The sequence below is a fragment of the Paenibacillus sp. FSL F4-0122 genome (genome assembly GCF_038002845.1).
In the GTDB taxonomy this organism is placed as follows: domain Bacteria; phylum Bacillota; class Bacilli; order Paenibacillales; family Paenibacillaceae; genus Paenibacillus_AQ; species Paenibacillus_AQ odorifer.
The window spans coordinates 6574119-6589818 of sequence record NZ_JBBODI010000001.1 but is presented as its reverse complement, the minus strand read 5'-3'; the positions used below and the strand labels follow the sequence as shown (position 1 = coordinate 6589818).

23 protein-coding genes and 1 tRNA gene are annotated in these 15700 nt (G+C 40.3%); 11 read left to right on the top strand and 13 right to left on the bottom strand.

Features of this window, described 5'->3' with window-relative positions; translation table 11 throughout:
- Positions 1–51 precede the first annotated feature (51 nt).
- Entirely contained in the window at positions 52–378 is a 327-nt protein-coding gene (locus MHH49_RS29035) for a YolD-like family protein (RefSeq protein WP_341138707.1), read from the top strand.
- Between the two features lie 162 nt (positions 379–540).
- On the opposite strand, the gene MHH49_RS29030 is transcribed toward MHH49_RS29035, so the two are convergent.
- From MHH49_RS29030 to MHH49_RS28990, 9 genes are all read right to left on the bottom strand, one after another.
- Positions 541–1368 (bottom strand): hypothetical protein, encoded by an 828-nt coding sequence (locus MHH49_RS29030; RefSeq protein WP_036686014.1) that lies wholly within the window; start codon positions 1366–1368, stop codon positions 541–543.
- 373 nt (positions 1369–1741) lie between these two features.
- Positions 1742–1948, bottom strand: coding sequence for a hypothetical protein (locus MHH49_RS29025; protein ID WP_036686015.1), 207 nt, complete (start codon positions 1946–1948; stop codon positions 1742–1744).
- Between the two features lie 328 nt (positions 1949–2276).
- The gene (locus MHH49_RS29020; protein WP_036686017.1) at positions 2277–2807 is read right to left on the bottom strand and encodes a GNAT family N-acetyltransferase; all 531 of its coding nucleotides are present in this window, start codon (positions 2805–2807) and stop codon (positions 2277–2279) included.
- Between the two features lie 192 nt (positions 2808–2999).
- A complete protein-coding gene (locus tag MHH49_RS29015) occupies positions 3000–3251 on the bottom strand; it encodes a DUF3951 domain-containing protein (protein ID WP_036686019.1) in 252 nt (83 codons plus the stop codon).
- Positions 3252–3868: 617 nt separating this feature from the next.
- Positions 3869–4954: a hypothetical protein gene (locus MHH49_RS29010; RefSeq protein WP_256715480.1), complete on the bottom strand. Its 1086-nt coding sequence runs from the start codon at positions 4952–4954 to the stop codon at positions 3869–3871.
- Positions 4955–5097: 143 nt separating this feature from the next.
- A complete protein-coding gene (locus tag MHH49_RS29005; RefSeq protein ID WP_339810779.1) occupies positions 5098–5223 on the bottom strand; it encodes a hypothetical protein in 126 nt (41 codons plus the stop codon).
- A gap of 370 nt (positions 5224–5593) precedes the next feature.
- Entirely contained in the window at positions 5594–5779 is a 186-nt protein-coding gene (locus MHH49_RS29000; RefSeq protein ID WP_038570197.1) for a hypothetical protein, read from the bottom strand.
- Between the two features lie 246 nt (positions 5780–6025).
- Entirely contained in the window at positions 6026–6832 is an 807-nt protein-coding gene (locus tag MHH49_RS28995) for a dihydrodipicolinate synthase family protein (RefSeq protein ID WP_339810776.1), read from the bottom strand.
- Positions 6833–7311: 479 nt separating this feature from the next.
- Positions 7312–7479 carry a hypothetical protein gene (locus MHH49_RS28990; protein ID WP_155288124.1) on the bottom strand — a complete coding sequence of 56 codons (168 nt, stop codon included), beginning with the start codon at positions 7477–7479 and terminating at the stop codon, positions 7312–7314.
- Positions 7480–8062: 583 nt separating this feature from the next.
- Between MHH49_RS28990 and MHH49_RS28985 the strand changes: the two genes are divergently transcribed.
- The 4 genes from MHH49_RS28985 to MHH49_RS28970 are packed head-to-tail and all read left to right on the top strand — an operon-like array spanning position 8063 to position 9154.
- On the top strand, positions 8063–8233 hold the full coding sequence (locus MHH49_RS28985; protein ID WP_178420353.1) for a hypothetical protein: 171 nt from the start codon (positions 8063–8065) through the stop codon (positions 8231–8233).
- A gap of 23 nt (positions 8234–8256) precedes the next feature.
- Positions 8257–8451, top strand: a complete 195-nt coding sequence (locus MHH49_RS28980) for a hypothetical protein (protein WP_143758675.1) — start codon at positions 8257–8259, stop codon at positions 8449–8451.
- A gap of 57 nt (positions 8452–8508) precedes the next feature.
- Positions 8509–8970 carry an ArpU family phage packaging/lysis transcriptional regulator gene (locus MHH49_RS28975; RefSeq protein WP_076100642.1) on the top strand — a complete coding sequence of 154 codons (462 nt, stop codon included), beginning with the start codon at positions 8509–8511 and terminating at the stop codon, positions 8968–8970.
- Positions 8963–9154 (top strand): helix-turn-helix domain-containing protein, encoded by a 192-nt coding sequence (locus MHH49_RS28970; RefSeq protein ID WP_370510577.1) that lies wholly within the window; start codon positions 8963–8965, stop codon positions 9152–9154. The genes MHH49_RS28975 and MHH49_RS28970 overlap by 8 nt, the downstream gene beginning before the upstream one ends.
- A 143-nt stretch (positions 9155–9297) precedes the next feature.
- On the opposite strand, the gene MHH49_RS28965 is transcribed toward MHH49_RS28970, so the two are convergent.
- The 3 genes from MHH49_RS28965 to MHH49_RS28955 all read right to left on the bottom strand — a co-directional run bounded on the left by MHH49_RS28965 (position 9298) and on the right by MHH49_RS28955 (position 11198).
- Positions 9298–9369 (bottom strand) — tRNA-Val (locus tag MHH49_RS28965).
- A gap of 149 nt (positions 9370–9518) precedes the next feature.
- Complete coding sequence (locus MHH49_RS28960; RefSeq protein ID WP_036686108.1) at positions 9519–9821, bottom strand: hypothetical protein; 303 nt, start codon at positions 9819–9821, stop codon at positions 9519–9521.
- 162 nt (positions 9822–9983) lie between these two features.
- A complete protein-coding gene (locus MHH49_RS28955) occupies positions 9984–11198 on the bottom strand; it encodes a copper amine oxidase N-terminal domain-containing protein (RefSeq protein WP_339810769.1) in 1215 nt (404 codons plus the stop codon).
- Between the two features lie 202 nt (positions 11199–11400).
- On the opposite strand from MHH49_RS28955, the gene MHH49_RS28950 reads away from it, so the two are divergent.
- From MHH49_RS28950 to MHH49_RS28935, 4 genes are all read left to right on the top strand, one after another.
- The gene (locus MHH49_RS28950; RefSeq protein WP_339813648.1) at positions 11401–12474 is read left to right on the top strand and encodes a site-2 protease family protein; all 1074 of its coding nucleotides are present in this window, start codon (positions 11401–11403) and stop codon (positions 12472–12474) included.
- A gap of 100 nt (positions 12475–12574) precedes the next feature.
- Positions 12575–12787: a hypothetical protein gene (locus tag MHH49_RS28945; protein ID WP_036686109.1), complete on the top strand. Its 213-nt coding sequence runs from the start codon at positions 12575–12577 to the stop codon at positions 12785–12787.
- 107 nt (positions 12788–12894) lie between these two features.
- On the top strand, positions 12895–13338 hold the full coding sequence (locus MHH49_RS28940) for a GNAT family N-acetyltransferase (RefSeq protein ID WP_036686111.1): 444 nt from the start codon (positions 12895–12897) through the stop codon (positions 13336–13338).
- An 86-nt stretch (positions 13339–13424) separates the two neighbouring features.
- Complete coding sequence (locus MHH49_RS28935; RefSeq protein WP_036686113.1) at positions 13425–13664, top strand: DUF3892 domain-containing protein; 240 nt, start codon at positions 13425–13427, stop codon at positions 13662–13664.
- 65 nt (positions 13665–13729) lie between these two features.
- Here the strand turns inward: MHH49_RS28935 and MHH49_RS28930 are convergent, their stop codons facing one another.
- Positions 13730–14467, bottom strand: coding sequence for an MBL fold metallo-hydrolase (locus tag MHH49_RS28930; RefSeq protein WP_076104781.1), 738 nt, complete (start codon positions 14465–14467; stop codon positions 13730–13732).
- A gap of 164 nt (positions 14468–14631) precedes the next feature.
- On the opposite strand from MHH49_RS28930, the gene MHH49_RS28925 reads away from it, so the two are divergent.
- Positions 14632–15186, top strand: coding sequence for a copper amine oxidase (locus tag MHH49_RS28925; RefSeq protein ID WP_036686116.1), 555 nt, complete (start codon positions 14632–14634; stop codon positions 15184–15186).
- 80 nt (positions 15187–15266) lie between these two features.
- The gene (locus MHH49_RS28920) at positions 15267–15578 is read left to right on the top strand and encodes a DUF1292 domain-containing protein (protein WP_036686118.1); all 312 of its coding nucleotides are present in this window, start codon (positions 15267–15269) and stop codon (positions 15576–15578) included.
- The last annotated feature ends 122 nt before the right edge of the window (positions 15579–15700 follow it).

Below are 15700 nucleotides of genomic sequence, written 5' to 3'. Positions count from 1 at the left end.
ATAGATGGTAGCAAAACGAATTACTGGACGGATTATTAGGAGGGCAACTTCATGATGAAAAAATTAGAGAACGTATGGGAGTGTAGCAGAATGATATTGCCCGAACATAAAAACCGGATTATAGATGACAATAATGAGCAGGAACGTCGTGAAAAACCCACTCTAGATCTACAGGAGATAGAGCGCTTTGAAAAATTGTTATATCGTTCGATGGAAGAGCACAGCCCGATTGCACTCACTCTGTTTGATCCCATGGAGAATATATTAAAACGAGGTATCGTGATGAAACTGGATAAACAACAGGGAATTAAACTCCGCTGGTCGGAGGATGAGTGGGATTGGTTCAAGATGGAGGATGTTATTGCAATAACTACATAATTCACTTAATAAAAAACAGGTTAGGAGCAATCTCCTAACCCGCGCTGTACTTCTGATATTAATGTTCTGCTCCGTGGAATAAGACCACTGGTGAGGTACTTGGCAGTGCTGGCGCAATGCTGACGATAGTGAGGACCAACAATAAAGATACAGCAAATTTCTTCACAGAGACTCAACCCTTTCTTTGAAATTTATTATTTTCTCTTCAAAATCTTTAATTTGAGTAGTATCAGCACATGAACGTAATGATTCGAAGTATACTACTGCTTGTTTAAAGATTTTATCAGAGTTTGTGACCTCTGCAGAATCTAATAATTTCATGCTATATTTGATAGCTGTATTATAATCTTGAATTTTTGTTTTATATCTGATCATATTAATAAAAAAAGTTTCTTGGTAGGAATTTATTATAATTTCATCAGCAGCGGTATCCTCAAATTTTGAAATTCTATTAGAGAAAAGAGCTAAATGAGATTCAATGTTTAAATCAAAATTAGTAGCTGCCTTTAACAAAGTTATTAGTCCTGGTAGAACTTCTTTAGAGTTGGATAAAAGGAACGAAACATAGCGATCTATGAATTGAATATTTCCAGAAAGCACTTCTACTTCTAAAAGATTTGGTTCTGATATGTACTTATAATAGGCTACCTCATTTAATCCTTCAGCATCTAATCCCTTGAACCAACTCAAATCGCTATAAGCTTTAATGTAAGTTCGAGCTTTATCATAATTTTCAATTTCTTTGTGGGCTAGTCCCAACATAAGCAAGCTGTATCCATAATAATAAATTAAAGGTCGTTGGTGTTTTAGTTCCAGTTCATTATTGTGTGTGTAATTATTATAAATTTGAGTTATTCGGTTGAAAAAGGTATCTGCTAGTTTTAGAAGATTGGGCCAGCTTTCAAAAGAATATATCATTTTAAGAACTTTTACGGCTGGATCAAGATCTAGAAGATTTATATCTAAATCTAAATCGATATTTCCATCCAACAGCCTCACCTGCCTTTATTTTACATAATATACCTGTATTATACAATGTAATCAATAGATGGTCAATTAAGTGCTCCATATAAAAAATAGATGATTAATAGGGACCAATAAAGTAAATCTATCCATTGTTGCGCCATGATGTGTGCCTGGGTAAGCTTTGGCCCGATGGCACTGACACGTACTGCGTATGGCCAAAGTTTATTAAAAGAAAGTGAGGCGATCGGTGGAAATCAACTGTCTAGCGAACATATCGTCAGTTTGGGAGAGCCCGCGACTCATGCGGTCGCGCTCCCGTATTTCCGAGTTATTTTCGTCGAGGTATTGAAGTAACGGAAACGGAACGCTGGGCTGGTGAGGTTTGGTAGTAGTAGAATTACCGCTCTAGATGACCACATAAAAAGTCATATAGATTATGTAATGCTTCAAGAATAGCAGCAGCTACGACATAAACTAAAAGGTTGCTATTGATTAAATCATTTACCGTATTATGTTTTGTGAGTACAAACTGGAAGAATGTGTACATCGCAATTGTTGCATATGCAGCAACCTTGGAAATATTAAATAACTTATCAAAGATCATTAACAGTGCGTCCACCTCCTTAAGGAATAAATATTATCAATAAATACCTAATTTGAATATCTGTAAACAGAAGCTCAGAGCTGCTGGCAGAAGGCGGTTAAGCTCGATCCGGAATCGGCTGTGTCGAGATTTTATCTAGCTATCTTTTCGGTAAAGAGGTGTTAATTTACTGGTTTCAAAAAAAGAGGCTAGGAGAGTCTGTCTAGCCCTCTACGTTTGGAAGATGTGACAACAGTTGCTCTACTTAATACACAGTACGCATTTAGTTGAGCAACGTGAAGTAAATAAAAGGCCTACACCATAAAAATGTAGGCCCACCCATTAAAAGTTACTCTGTTACTAATTTTGAGAAAATGCTTAAATCAATAAACTTTCCTTTGGACATTTCGCACTTTCTCATTGTTCCTTCGAATGTATAGTTTAACTTTTGCAAAACTCTTATGGAATTATTGTTTTCGGGTTCGACTTTTGCTTCTATCCTGTTGAAATTTAAAGTGTTGAACGCATAATCCATCAGAGATTGAATGGCCTCAGGAGCATATCCCTTGCCCCAATAATCTTTACTAATATCGTATCCAATCTCTGCTTTAGCGTTTGAAGAATCTATAGAATTATAACCGCAGGAACCAATTATGCGATTTGATTCTAACTCGATTATGGAATAACGAATAGCTTTGCTTTCCAAAGACAGGTTATTAAGAATTTTAATCATTTCTACTGCTTGGCTTTCATCAGTGAAACTATTGATATTCATAAACTTTGTAACCTCAGGATCAGACCAAATGTTAAACAAACTAGCAGAGTCAGATAATTTCATTTTTCTTAATTTTAGTCTTTTGGTTTGTATTTCTGTAATCAATATATTACCTCCATTATCTATTTATTTTGGGGTTAAGATATCGATATCTGCGCATAGTTCAGTCCCTTCAATATTTAATTCAACACTATTATAACGTAAGAGTTTTTTTATGTCACAGTACGAAGATACAGATCATTAAAGGAGTAGGAGTATCCCTCCAAAGGTTATGACGAAGTAGAAGCCTATTGCGCATCAGGGAAGAGAAGGTCGTCGTTTTGATAACGAAATGATGTTTTTATCCTTATCATCACCATGGTCCGCATTTTCTTCTATCTCTTTTTTCTCATCGTGAAACTCAACAGGAGATTGGGCCGTGATGTAGTCAAATGGAGTGTAATTATTATTTGGTAATTTTCTTGTAAGGATTACCTTTACAATAATGATTCCTAATGAGAGATAGAAAATCGCGCCTACTCCAGCCAACATGAATAGTACTAATCTCATTGTTAACACCGCCTTTGTTTGATTTTATAATCAAATGGTAATATTTACAAGAATCAGGCTGCTGAGTACTATTCATTCGACTGAGATTTGATGCACAGTAGGAAATGCTTGGGCCACTAGATTTTACAAATGGTGGAACCTTCGAACATACGAATGAAGTGTAGCACAATAGTCATACCTACACATGAAATGATTTGACAGTTATAAATATTAATTACTTTAAAGCATCACAGAAAGGTTGTTTTACAGACACCATAATCATATGGATATCCGATCTCATCTTTAAATGTAACCTCTGCACCATATCGACAGATACTGCTCTTAGAGACAGAACCTTTAATGTTGTATATTTCATCTACTGTGCTTCTTGGTAATAAGATAGGTTTTTAGATATATCAGTTTCTAACGGTAAGACCAATTTTTATGTAGTTACTACATTGAATAATAATGGAAAGTTAAGTTTCAAACGAAGCATCAGCTACCCCTCAGAAGGCAGATCAACCTGAACCAGAACCATCTGGTGTTCGCGCAATACTCACAATTACATTAATAACTGGTCTTGAAAAAGTCAGTGTGGCGGCGGTGCCCCGACTGCTGTATTTCTGTAACGTTTCCGCTTAATTGGCTTTGTCAGAAGCTTCATAGATTAGGCAACGAAGGGTCTGATCGGGATAGCGGAACTCCGCGATATAGCTACTTCCATCTTCCAACAACAGTTTAACATCCACCATTCCGCGTTTGTTGTTAAACTCGGTGTCGGTTAGATAAGCTTTGACAATGGTTCTTGTTTCTCCCTGTTTGTCCGTGATGACCTGCACGGCTTTATGAATCCAACTGGCATCCTTCTGGATGGTGCCGGCTGCGTCGTCGTCGATGGGAGTTCTCTTCAGTGCCAAATTAATGGCTGTCGTATCCTCTACGGCACCGGTTGTTGCATTAATCAACACATCATATTCCCAGAATACCTCGCCTGATCCGAGCAGGGTAAGATTCTTGTAAGGAGCAAAATGAACTGTCCAGGTTGGACGTTTGTTTATTCCCAGCTCAATCAGCATTCTCGATATTTTTAGCTTGGACACGTCGGCATCGAACAGCTTGCGCACACTGTCAGAGGCTAGTGCCTCAGCTTCAACCTGGCTGATTTTCTGAGGCTGAAGCTGAGGCACAGGCGGATTTCGTTTTGACACGAAGTAATTCAGCCGGTAGTACCAGTCAATCAGCTGTAACAGTTCCTCATCAGTCATACTCCTCTCCGGGTAGGTGTACGTATTGGTTTCTAAATCTAGATACATATCTGCTTGTCCAGCCTTTAACGGCAGCTGCTGCTTGGGGCGGAGGCCGTCATACACATACTTATCGTCCAACACTTGTCTGCGGTTGATTTCGGATTCGGTTTGTTCCCGACCTGAAATATGGGGATCTTCTGCCTTGTCTATAAAGTCATAGATTTGCTGGATTTGCGCCGCTGTCATCTGTTGATACAGGTCTTGTTGTATGGTGGATACCGGCGCCGGCGCCTCCACCTTTAGCACGGGTATCGTGCTTTCGCTCAAAGCCAGCCGGTTACTGCCCTGAATTGACGAACTGTTCTTGGCGAAAACTACGGAATTCATCAGGCTGGGGACGATCAGAGCACTGGCTGCAAGCACACCAGCTGAAAACAGGATAACAACTAATGTAGCGAACCGCTTTTTCTTGTTCAATCGGATTACCTCCATTGGGATCTAAGATGATGAATCTTTATACATCTTAACACCAAGTTATTATAGAATTAGGAGGATAGTTGTTATGGAGTTGTAAAAAGATCGGATACTTCCCCTTCACCAAGGACAGTCAGGAGTTAATCTCAATTTTGTCCACGTTCTTCTTCAAGAGCCACAGCTACAATGCAAGAAGTGTCTTTACAATAAAGATGTACCAGAAGCGGGAAGTGTTTACTTAGTGTCGTATTTACATCGATGTGATTAGTCATAACTTTTCACCTAATTGGAAGTATGATTCGTGGGATAATTACATGAACAACAATAAAGTTATTAAGAAGGACTTTAAAGCAGAAAAACGATTGGTTGCGAAGAAATAGATAGTTCGGAGAACAAGCAGTTTTTGTACTGATGAACAATAAAGATTTTCAATACAGAGAGACATACTTTATTGTGGGGAATCCAGCAACTCTATGGATACTCATACTTGGATTGGTTTCGTTTGGAACAAGATCCAATAGGTCATCTTATGGATTATGGTGGGATTGTAGAGGGGGATACACCGGATCTATTAAACTAGCTGGATCTCATTTTGTTTGGGAGTGATTTGAATTTAGAGCATGCATTAAATAACCTACGATATCACACTTCTTTAATCCGTTTGATCGCCCAAGAAGGAAAAGAAAATAAACCACTCTTAGTTCTTATTGTGAAGTAACCTGAAGAGTCGCTCTCCTGACAAAAACCAACATATGTCTCTCCACTGACTAAATGTATTTGTAGTTGTAATTCTGTTTCAATTGCGTGAAAAATCAGTGTGAGATTCATATTAAAGCCCCCTTGCATAAGATGATTATATTCATAAAATACCCACTTCATTGTTAATGAACGCAAAATAGTTGACAATTGACAATGTTGTAATATTTTAAGCGTGATTTTGGCATAAGCATGTCTATAACAAATACCCCGTCAATCACTTAAGGTTGATGGGGTATTTGTTATATTGATGAAAACTAACGATCCTTACCAGTGTTATAGAGCAGCATATATACTTCCCAATGAATTATATTAAGTTTATACAGTAAACTTTAATTCCTTTAGAATGATATTCAGGTGATTCCTAACGGATTTGTTTAATGGTTGTAAAGGCAAGGGAAGACTAGGACTTTTAATTAAGCCAATTATTTCAGCAGCTGCTGAAATCACTCGAAGGCTACCGTAGCTATTGAATAACTTCCAGATCGGTTCTAGTAATTTTGTAAGGTGTTGTGCTTCTTCTAAATGGCCACTTTGAGTCATTCTTGTGATATCTAGACATAACCTCGGAAATAAACCACCTAGCACTGAGTACCATAAGTCACAACCTGCACTCAAGCCTAGATATGCGGATGGATTCCCGCTTATTCCAAACGTAACATGGAGTGGAATAACAGCTCTGAGTTTTTCTACACGTAACTTGGCTTTATCAGATTCTGACGGTATGCCGGGAATCTTAATGGAACAAACATTAGGTGACCTAGCAATTTTTCTGGGCAGCTCATCACTGAAATGGAAATGTGAAGTGCCGGGATTATCATAAACACAAAGTGGAATGGAGAGTGAACTTGTCACCTGTTCGTATACAAAAAACACTTCTTCATCTGTTAGCGCCTGATAGGAGATAGGAGCCAAGAGTACTGCACTTGTCCCAGCTTGTTGTGCATCTTCCGCTAATCGAAGTACTTCTGAAGTTCGAATCGCACTTATGCTTGTCATCACGGGAGTCCCTTCAGCAGAACTAACAGCAAGCTCAAGGACACGCAAACGCTCCCCTCTACTAAGATGCGCATAGTTTCCAGTTGATCCCAGTACACCAATTGAGTCTACTCCTGCCTTTACCAATTCTTTAATAAAAAAAGGGACCAATTTTAGAGGCTAGGTGTTGTTAGAAATTATGAGTTGCCACGTTTGTCCCGTAGCGATTTAGATTCTGAACAAACATAAAATAACCTGTCAAGCTTATGCCTGAAGGGTCTATTAGTGCTTATACGATAAACTCTGTAAATACTGGGCTTCGAAGCATGCCAGATTTGGTCCAGTTCCTCATTCTTACCTTTGCTTGTAGCCGGGACTCCAGATGTACAAACTCCGTATCCTTACCTTTGTATATCAAGATATCAAAGATGGCGTAATACGCTGGGAGTGTCCCAGTGAGTTGAGTTATTTTATCAGTTCGTCTCGCTTGAAATCGGCTCATAACAGATTCAAAATCGGATACTCACAGTACGAAGATACATGGACAGAGAGGGTTAATAGCCCTCCTCTCACAAAGGTTATGACGTAGTAGATACATATTGCGACATGAAAAAAGATAAAAATGCTTATGCATCCTTATCTTTTTCAAGTAATTCTATTATTCTGTCTAATTTTTTCTCTATGCTACTAGTTTTATCTGAAACCTTGTTTTTGGTTCCATAATCACCTTTTAACAGTAAAACCAAGGGAATTGCCAAAACAAATGCCAACGGTATTAAAAAAAAATATTGCAAGATAACACCTCATTAAAAGTTTTTATTTAAGTATAACAAATTTCAAAAAAAAGACTCTCTCCCACAAGGAGGATATAAGAGATAGTTTGGCTGTACTGAACTTATAAAGGGGATGGATAATCTTCATTTCTTACCCATTAAAGATATACCATAGTAATCCATAAGCTATTCCGAAGTAAGCAATCACACCCAGTAAAGAGATGGATAAAAGAATAGTGATAACTTTCTTACCGTTCATAAAATTCACCTCTTATTTAATATCACGGAATGAGGGAGGAACTGACGTCAACGTGGATTGAAATTATTTTTGCTTTTATCGCTATCCTATCTTTTATTTCAGCAGCTGACAAAGAATCTATTCTTTACAAGCAACGTGGCATGCACATGGCAGCAATATGTGTTGCTTCAATTATTGCACTAGCTGCAGACGTTATTTTTTCATAAAACCCAAATTTGAGAGGAGTAATTATAAATGAAAGTTCAGATAGCAGCACATTTCAATAAGCAAACGAAGGATTCCAAAAAGGAACTTTTATAGTTCCACGTAAAAGGTGATGACGAGAAGAAGCCTGAGCTTAACGCAATGACGAGATCAGTGGTTGTGTTGAACATTGACGGCGTAGAACAGGCGCTGACAACCGAATTCAGCAAAAGTACGAAGGATGCGAAGAAGACAGTGCTGGAGTTCATCGTTAAGGGTGACACATCCTCTGAAAACTCCTATGAATTCTACCGGAAGGCTGATCAGATGTAGTCTTGGAAATCGCTGAATCTCAAATGAGCATTGAAGAGTTCCGAGGTGATGACGATGAAGAGGATCATGAAGAGCCAAGAGAAGGCGTACGAGGCAAGGTTAATCCAGACGGTACTATTGAGCTTGAAGACAAGGATCAACTAACCATTGAGGTGATCGCTGCCGCTGGTGAAAACGGTCCGCCGATACCTGAAGGTGACGATGATCTACCGTTCTAAGATGGTATACTCCCCGGCTTCGGTCGGGGGATTCTTAACAAAGGGGGGGATTGCCCGGTGCAACAGAGTTTTTTGCCTGAGATAGATAGAGAACGGACGCAAGCTACCGTTGAGGCGGCTCTTGAAAAATATAGGATATTTAAGTTTTTGTCTTTCGAGGAGAGAGAGGCAACGACAACCGCAGCATGGTTAGACACCCCAAAAGGATCCACTGGAGTTACAACTGATCAAACCTCCAACATAGCTATTCATAATGTAGATACTCAAGCAAACCGCAAGAGCTTCTGTGAACGGATAGAACGAGTGGTGAACCGCATGCCTAAGATGGAAGGGTTCTTGATTAAAGAACGTTATATGACAACAGAGCATGATTATATTACTCATGAGAAAGTGTATTACTTTAAATTTCAGCCGCCGATTAGCTCGGGGACATATAGCAAGATACGTTGGAAGGCTTTTTATAAGCTGGCCTTGAATTTGAATCTAGTAATCGAGAAGGAGGAAGAGAAGGGTGATTGAACAAATGTATAAGACTACTTCTGATTATCCCTCTGTACTTACAGCGAAGGAAATCCAACAAATACTTGGTATAGGTGAGCGTCAAACATATGAACTATTAAACTCGGGTCAATTTCATATCGTGCGGGTCGGAAAGATGATAAAAGTCTCAAAAGATGTATTTCTTAAATGGTTACAGGGATAAAAAAGTGGTGCCGATTATGGCACCACTTTTGCTTTAGTCTACTACAGGGCACCATAATGGCACCAATTTGTATTTCAGTCAAAACCTAAACATTCCATTCCTGAACAAAAGAAAAAGCCTTATATAATAAGGCTTTTTCAGTATAGGACGGATGGGGTTCGAACCCATGACCCCTACCCTGTCAAGATAGTGCTCTCCCGCTGAGCTACCGTCCTGCGACGAAATTTATAATACCATACGATAGAGTAGGATGGCAATTCTTTTTTATAATCAATATAGATGTAGAGTGGTGTTTTCTCTTATCTCCTCCGACTAAGTAGTTAATAGCTAGAAAGGGGATGACCCATCATCCCCCTGCACCGAGTCAGATAAAAAACGGGAGTAGAAATAGACTGCTTATTCCGAAAAAAGGGATACGGCGTGGATAGAAGCGGCGTCTTGGGTAAAAGCCGGGCTGGAACCCGAATTGTCTATAGTTCGACTGCTCAGCAGGCATTCCGTTCATACGATCGACCATTTCGTTGCTGGGAACCGCAAGGGTGATATAGTTCTGGTCCACGTGAGCGATGAAGCCGTCAAAGGATTGACCATCAGTCGTTACTATACCTACATATTTATTCATGCAATTCCAAGCGACCTGTTGATGAAAATTTGTATTTGATTCCATGGATATCCTCCTCGAATGTTTCAATCCTGATAACAGTCTATGGTCCTTTGCCTACAACGTTCACGGCGTTTGCCTATATGTAGGAAGGTTAATTTTCAGGGATAATCACTGAGGAGGATTCGATTAGTTCTTTAATCAATACACATGCTTGTACTGTACTTTCTAATCAGTATTATTCTTGGAGTTATTGGAATGAGCTTCAATGGAGTAGATAACTTCTTTTTTGCCAGTAAGCGGGGAGTCATTTATAAAATACAATTTGTCACCGCTCCGCTTTACGAATTTCAAATTATCTCCTTTAAAAGGAACATCGTTATTTTCCGCGTATTCCTGATCCTTTGCTGTGAGTAGCTCCTTATACAAAAGGGTTCGCTCGCCTGTTTGGCGGTTGATTAAGGTAAGCAATCCATTCTGATTTCCACGAAGCAGTATGATTTCTTTATCAATGCCTTCTACATAGTAAGCATCCTCCTCGCCACCCAGCTTTACAAGATCAAGAGTATCTATTACATTGCCTGTGCCGTCTTGGATGAAACGTAAGGTATTACCATCATGCAAGATTAGGTTGCCATCATAAGGTTTGAAATCCGCATCTCCTCTGAACTGGTAGGCGAATGTGGCCTTGCGTAGTAATGCACCATTTTTGAATATAAGTGTGATTTCGCGTGTATTAATATGAGGCTCTCCATAGGAGTCAATAATCCTAATGACTAGCAGCCCCCCCGCCGTTTTCTCGATCTTCATCCCTGCCCAGTCAAAGTCTGTTTGGAGTGAAGTGAGTTTTATCACCGTATCCTTGCCTTGTGAGACATATAAATCACCATTAGCCTTGACCAGCGTATAGGTACGCCCTCCATAGGATTCTGTGAAAACATTGTAGGTCTTCAGATCATCCGCTAAAAGTGTATTCGTTGTGGAGTCTAGACGGAGATTGCTGCCTTCGAAAGCCTTAACGATAAAACGCGCCGGCACAAATATCCCATCTTCTTTGGATTTAAAAGGTATTCCTCCAAGATCTACCGCTTTCCCGTCAAGCACGCCAGTTTGACTCCCGATTCGAACAGCAAAACTTTTAGTCCAGCCTTTGAACAGAGCACGTTTGCCGGATTTATCCCAGTCCATTTTTAAGCCAGCTTGCTCAGCGATCCCCCGAACATCTACGTAGATTACACCATTTTTGAGCAGCGCAGGTCCGCCTATGTTTCCACCAGGAATGCCAAATTGGTAGTATACTTGCGAAGCATTAGCAGAGGAAGCTTGGGCGAGCGCAGAGGACTCCGATACAGTTAATGAAGAGCTTGCTGACATGGTGGCAGGGAGTAAAAGTGTTGAGAGCATTAAGACGGATAACCAAGCTTTGGAGTGAAAAGAGAGCATGTGAACCAACCCTTTCTTTAAATGGCAGTAAAATTTATCCAAGATAGTTGGTTTGACGCTGAAACGTTTCTAAAAGTTGCGTCGTATACTTTCCGAAGGGCTCACTGTAGAAATATCCTTAATGCTTCTATGATAAGATAGATGGAACTGTACAGTAGTTTCTTAAAATTGAAAGATAAAGGAGCTTGTGATCTTGCCGCAAATGCAAAATGAGCAGAAAAAGAATACTTCTACTCCGCTGAAATGGTTGGGGGGCGGAGCCGCTATGCTCCTGTTAAAAGGAAAGGCGATTTTGTCTCTGCTGAAAATAGGTAAAATTGCCGGGCCGTTAATTTCCATGATGGTTTCGATAGGGGCATATGCTTTAATTTATCCGTGGGGGTTTGCCATAGGTATCGTCCTGCTTTTGCTTGTTCATGAATTGGGACATGTTATAGCCGCTAAGCGCATCGGGCTACCCGTCAGCGCTCCGCTATTTATTCCTTTTTTAGGCGCGTTAATTACTATGAAAAAACATCCGCTGGATGCGAAGACAGAAGCGTATGTAGCTTTTGGCGGACCGATTCTGGGTACTATTGGGTCTACTGCTGTTTTTGGAGCGGCATATTATATGGATAGTCCGCTTCTTTATTCCCTGGCTTATATAGGCTTTTTGCTTAATTTGATTAACCTGCTGCCAATCCATCCGCTAGACGGTGGACGTATCGCTACCGCGGTTACGCGCTGGCTGTGGCTTGTGGGTCTGGTCGGTGGCTTAGCTATAATCGTTTACTTGCGTTCGATTTTGTTCTTTATCATCTGGGCAATGTTTGCTTACGATCTGTATAACAAATTTGTGAAAAGACGTAACAACAACCGGCCGCAGTCTGTGACTAAGGGTTTCTTAATTCCAGTGGAGCCCTTGAGAGAGGCGGGTTACATGATTCCAGGAGCTGAGCATCGCCGGGATTTACCTTTTACCACCTACAGTGATCTAGAGAGACAGCAGTATGTTGTGGTGAGATGGGATCAGCTGAATTATTATGGCAAAGCTACACTGCCACAGCAATGTATTATTGAAAAGGTAAGAATTTCGCAGCTGGAGCAAGTAACGTTAGAGAATGGTCTTCATTTAAAAATGCATTGTGAAATCAGCTATACAGTCCATGATAATGATAAGTATTACGATGTACCAGCCAGTACACGTTGGAAATATGGGACAGCTTATTTTGTTTTAGCAGGCTTTCTGGTTGGGATGATGTATTTAGTCCATTTGGTTGGAAACGTCAATCTCTAAGAGGGCAACTGGAATGAATAGCTCCTATTGTTTATAAAGCTCCTGAATCGTCAAAGCTGTAGTGAGTATAACTGCAGCTGCGGTGAAAGGAGCTTTTTTAATGTCTAAAATTGTGAAATGGGAAGTCGGCGTTTGCCTAGTGTTACTACTGGGTGTAGTGGGTTGTTCTACGGCGAAACCCACAAAAGTTATGGAAATCAATGAGATGACCAATCTGGATGGCAAATCTAAAAGTCAGTATCCTCCGTTATCACCTGTGATGAAAGACGTATATAACCGTTCGATCCCTGAAGAAGTATATTCTGTGGATTAGTCTACTGAGAGATTACGGATTCCATATGTAGGCTTTTCTTTCTAGTCATTATTTTATATAATAGACAACTATCGTTGGCTACATAGAGAGAGGAGTTTGCAACTAACATGGCGGCAGAAATCTTACGGGTAACTACAGAGGAACAGCTTCAGATGGGGCTGGATATCCGCACTAAAGTATTTGTTGAGGAACAAAAGGTACCGGCCGAGGAAGAAATTGACGAATACGATGCCATCAGTCCAAATGCGCACCATATTCTGATTATAGATGAAGGGGTACCTGTAGCAACGGGGAGATTGATCTATTACAAAGCAGGTACTGCTAAAATGCAGCGCATCGCCGTATTGAAAGACTATCGGGTCAAAGGATACGGACGTGTCTTGTTGCTGGCTATGGAAGAGCTTGCTCGGGAGCTTGGACTGGAAGCTTCAATTTTAGATGCTCAGTGTCAGGCAGAGAATTTCTATAAGAAACTCGGCTATGAAGTTATTTCTACGGAGCCATTCTATGATGCAGGTATATTACATGTACGGATGCAAAAAATGCTTTAAAGATTGGCGCACATAATTATTGGACTCTTTACGCAAGCTAGGATGTGCCGAATGATGGCAAATCCAAGTGCAAGGGGCGAGCTAAAGTGCCAAATAACGAACGAGAATCTTTCGTAGCTGTTCAAAAAAATGGGGATGGCGATTTGACAAGCTTCCAGACCTCTACAGGACGTGTGCTGGCGTATGACCAAGCCCTGCAAGAAGTACAGGCCGGAAATATTGCCGGAGTGAACGCTTTTAAAGGTAAGGATGGAGAAACTTATATCCGCGGAGATGCGGATGGAGATCCAACTAACAATCTGGATAATTTGCCGACATTTTCATAGTTCAACACGAAAAGCCGTACATACGTCAACAGACGTTTATGTACGGCTTTTTTTATATGCAAAGATCAGAGCTTATAATTCACATGCTGCTCTAAAAATTCCATCTCCCCTGTAAGTCCGACGAAATCTGGTTGTTCATCGCTATAATGCATGAGCTTGATCCGTTCGCGAACATCTTTAGGCAGAGACATCAGCTCTTCCAGCGTAGTGTGAACAACGCCTGTTCCGCCTAATTGGCAGTCATGCAGGATGATCCGGATCCCGCGCTCCCGCACAAGGCTAATCAGTAGATCCGGCTGAAAGGTCATGTCCGCACTATAAAAAATCTCGTTATTTATTAGAAGGGAATAACTGTTTTTGCCGGGAATATGCGGTGTTTGTACGATCTCTAATGAAAGAGTAGGAGAGAGGTTGTAGGTAATTTCAGGCTGCAAGGGCTTAACTTCGAAGATATCAGATAAGGAAGATACAGCATCTTCTTGGTACAAGCCTCCCTTTAATGTATTGTTCCACAAGGGCTCTATAAGTGTCTCAGGAAGCAGCAAGGTCATTTTTTTACCGTGCACATGCTTTAAGGTTAGCGCAAGCTCTTCCAGCCCTCCAACGTGATCCGCATGAATATGTGTAATGAGCGTAGCATTTACGTCATTGAAGGATTTTCCAAGTCTATGCATGGCAAGCGGGGCTGTTATCCCGCAATCAATCAGCAGGGTGTAATTTTCATCTAGCAGCAAGCCATTGTTGTTAAAATATTTTTTCGCAAAAGCATTGCCTGTTCCTAGCATTTGTAGGCTTAGACTCATAAGAAAGAACCCTCCTGAAATCGGTTATAGCTAATGTTTCTGCTTCGAATAAGACCATAATATCATTTTTCGCAAGATCAATGAAATATTTACCTAAAATTAGCGCAACTTGCTGAAACAAAGTAAGTATATATTAACAGCATGAATTATCTGGAGGGTCTCAAATGAATAGATGGAAAAAAATCACTTTGTGCGTGTTTGCTTTTTCCTTAATGGGTGGCTCATTATTATTCGCCGATTCCGTTAATCAGAAAATTAGAGTATGGAGCAACGGAAAAGAAATTGTAGACGGCGGTTATCTAATTGATGGAAAAACGTACATTCCTGCTAGAGAAACAGGCGGGGTTGTTACTTGGGACGGTTCTGGGAAAGTTACGATTCTTAAACCTAATGTCCATATTGTACTTTTTAAAGGGGATACGGTTTTTGGCAATGTCAACGTAGGCAAGCTGAAAATTAAGATATTAACACAGGTAGATAGCCTGACTGAAGAGATTTCAGCTGTGAAAGTAGCCATGACAGATCCGTCTGGTAACGTTAAGGATATTCAGTCGCAGGTGCTTGAAGGCTCACAGAAGGATAATTTCTGGTTTCCAACCTCTGAGTTTACTTATGACTTTAAAGAAGCGGGCAAATATCGGGTAGGCTTCTATATTAAGCCATCCAAAAATGCAGATTACGTACTTGTGTCGGAGAAGGTAATTACAGCGTTAAATTAGGTGTTCTAAATTGACCTGAACTAATCTAACGTGGTACGATACCAGATGTAGGATAATACAATTCAAAGTGAGGTATTACAATGAGCGATCACAAACATGAGCATGGTGAAGCATGCGGTTGCGGGCATGATCACGACCATGAGCACGAGGAGTTTGTGCTGACCTTGACGAACGAGCAGGGCGAAGATGTGGAAATGGTGCTTGTAGAAACGTTCGACATAGGCGAGAAATTATATGCTCTGTTGTTAGAGCGCGAGAATCCAGAAGCAGACGGCATTATTCTGCGTATGGAAGAAGAAGACGAAGAAATGGTATTGTATAATATCGAAGATGAAGAAGAATGGAAAGCTGTTGAAGAAGCTTACAACAATCTGCTTGCTCAGCAAGAATAGATTCTAGCGACTAAACTTAAGCTGTTCTATGTGAATGGGACAGTTGATGCTTATATACAGAAACCCGATACTCATTATGGTATCGGGTTTTTGTATAAATGATTGAAGTTTTTTTAGGAAAA

Coding starts and splice junctions, on each gene's coding strand:
- MHH49_RS28930 (WP_076104781.1), bottom strand. CDS start 14,467: ATGAGTCTAAGCCTACAAATGCTAGGAACAGGCAATGCTTTTGCGAAA.
- MHH49_RS29005 (WP_339810779.1), bottom strand. CDS start 5,223: ATGACTAATCACATCGATGTAAATACGACACTAAGTAAACACTTCCCG.
- MHH49_RS28950 (WP_339813648.1), top strand. CDS start 11,401: ATGCAAAATGAGCAGAAAAAGAATACTTCTACTCCGCTGAAATGGTTG.
- MHH49_RS28960 (WP_036686108.1), bottom strand. CDS start 9,821: ATGGAATCAAATACAAATTTTCATCAACAGGTCGCTTGGAATTGCATG.
- MHH49_RS28980 (WP_143758675.1), top strand. CDS start 8,257: ATGAGCATTGAAGAGTTCCGAGGTGATGACGATGAAGAGGATCATGAA.
- MHH49_RS29025 (WP_036686015.1), bottom strand. CDS start 1,948: ATGATCTTTGATAAGTTATTTAATATTTCCAAGGTTGCTGCATATGCA.
- MHH49_RS28920 (WP_036686118.1), top strand. CDS start 15,267: ATGAGCGATCACAAACATGAGCATGGTGAAGCATGCGGTTGCGGGCAT.
- MHH49_RS28985 (WP_178420353.1), top strand. CDS start 8,063: ATGACGAGATCAGTGGTTGTGTTGAACATTGACGGCGTAGAACAGGCG.
- MHH49_RS28940 (WP_036686111.1), top strand. CDS start 12,895: ATGGCGGCAGAAATCTTACGGGTAACTACAGAGGAACAGCTTCAGATG.
- MHH49_RS28945 (WP_036686109.1), top strand. CDS start 12,575: ATGTCTAAAATTGTGAAATGGGAAGTCGGCGTTTGCCTAGTGTTACTA.
- MHH49_RS29000 (WP_038570197.1), bottom strand. CDS start 5,779: ATGAATCTCACACTGATTTTTCACGCAATTGAAACAGAATTACAACTA.
- MHH49_RS29015 (WP_036686019.1), bottom strand. CDS start 3,251: ATGAGATTAGTACTATTCATGTTGGCTGGAGTAGGCGCGATTTTCTAT.
- MHH49_RS28955 (WP_339810769.1), bottom strand. CDS start 11,198: ATGCTCTCTTTTCACTCCAAAGCTTGGTTATCCGTCTTAATGCTCTCA.
- MHH49_RS28925 (WP_036686116.1), top strand. CDS start 14,632: ATGAATAGATGGAAAAAAATCACTTTGTGCGTGTTTGCTTTTTCCTTA.
- MHH49_RS29035 (WP_341138707.1), top strand. CDS start 52: ATGATGAAAAAATTAGAGAACGTATGGGAGTGTAGCAGAATGATATTG.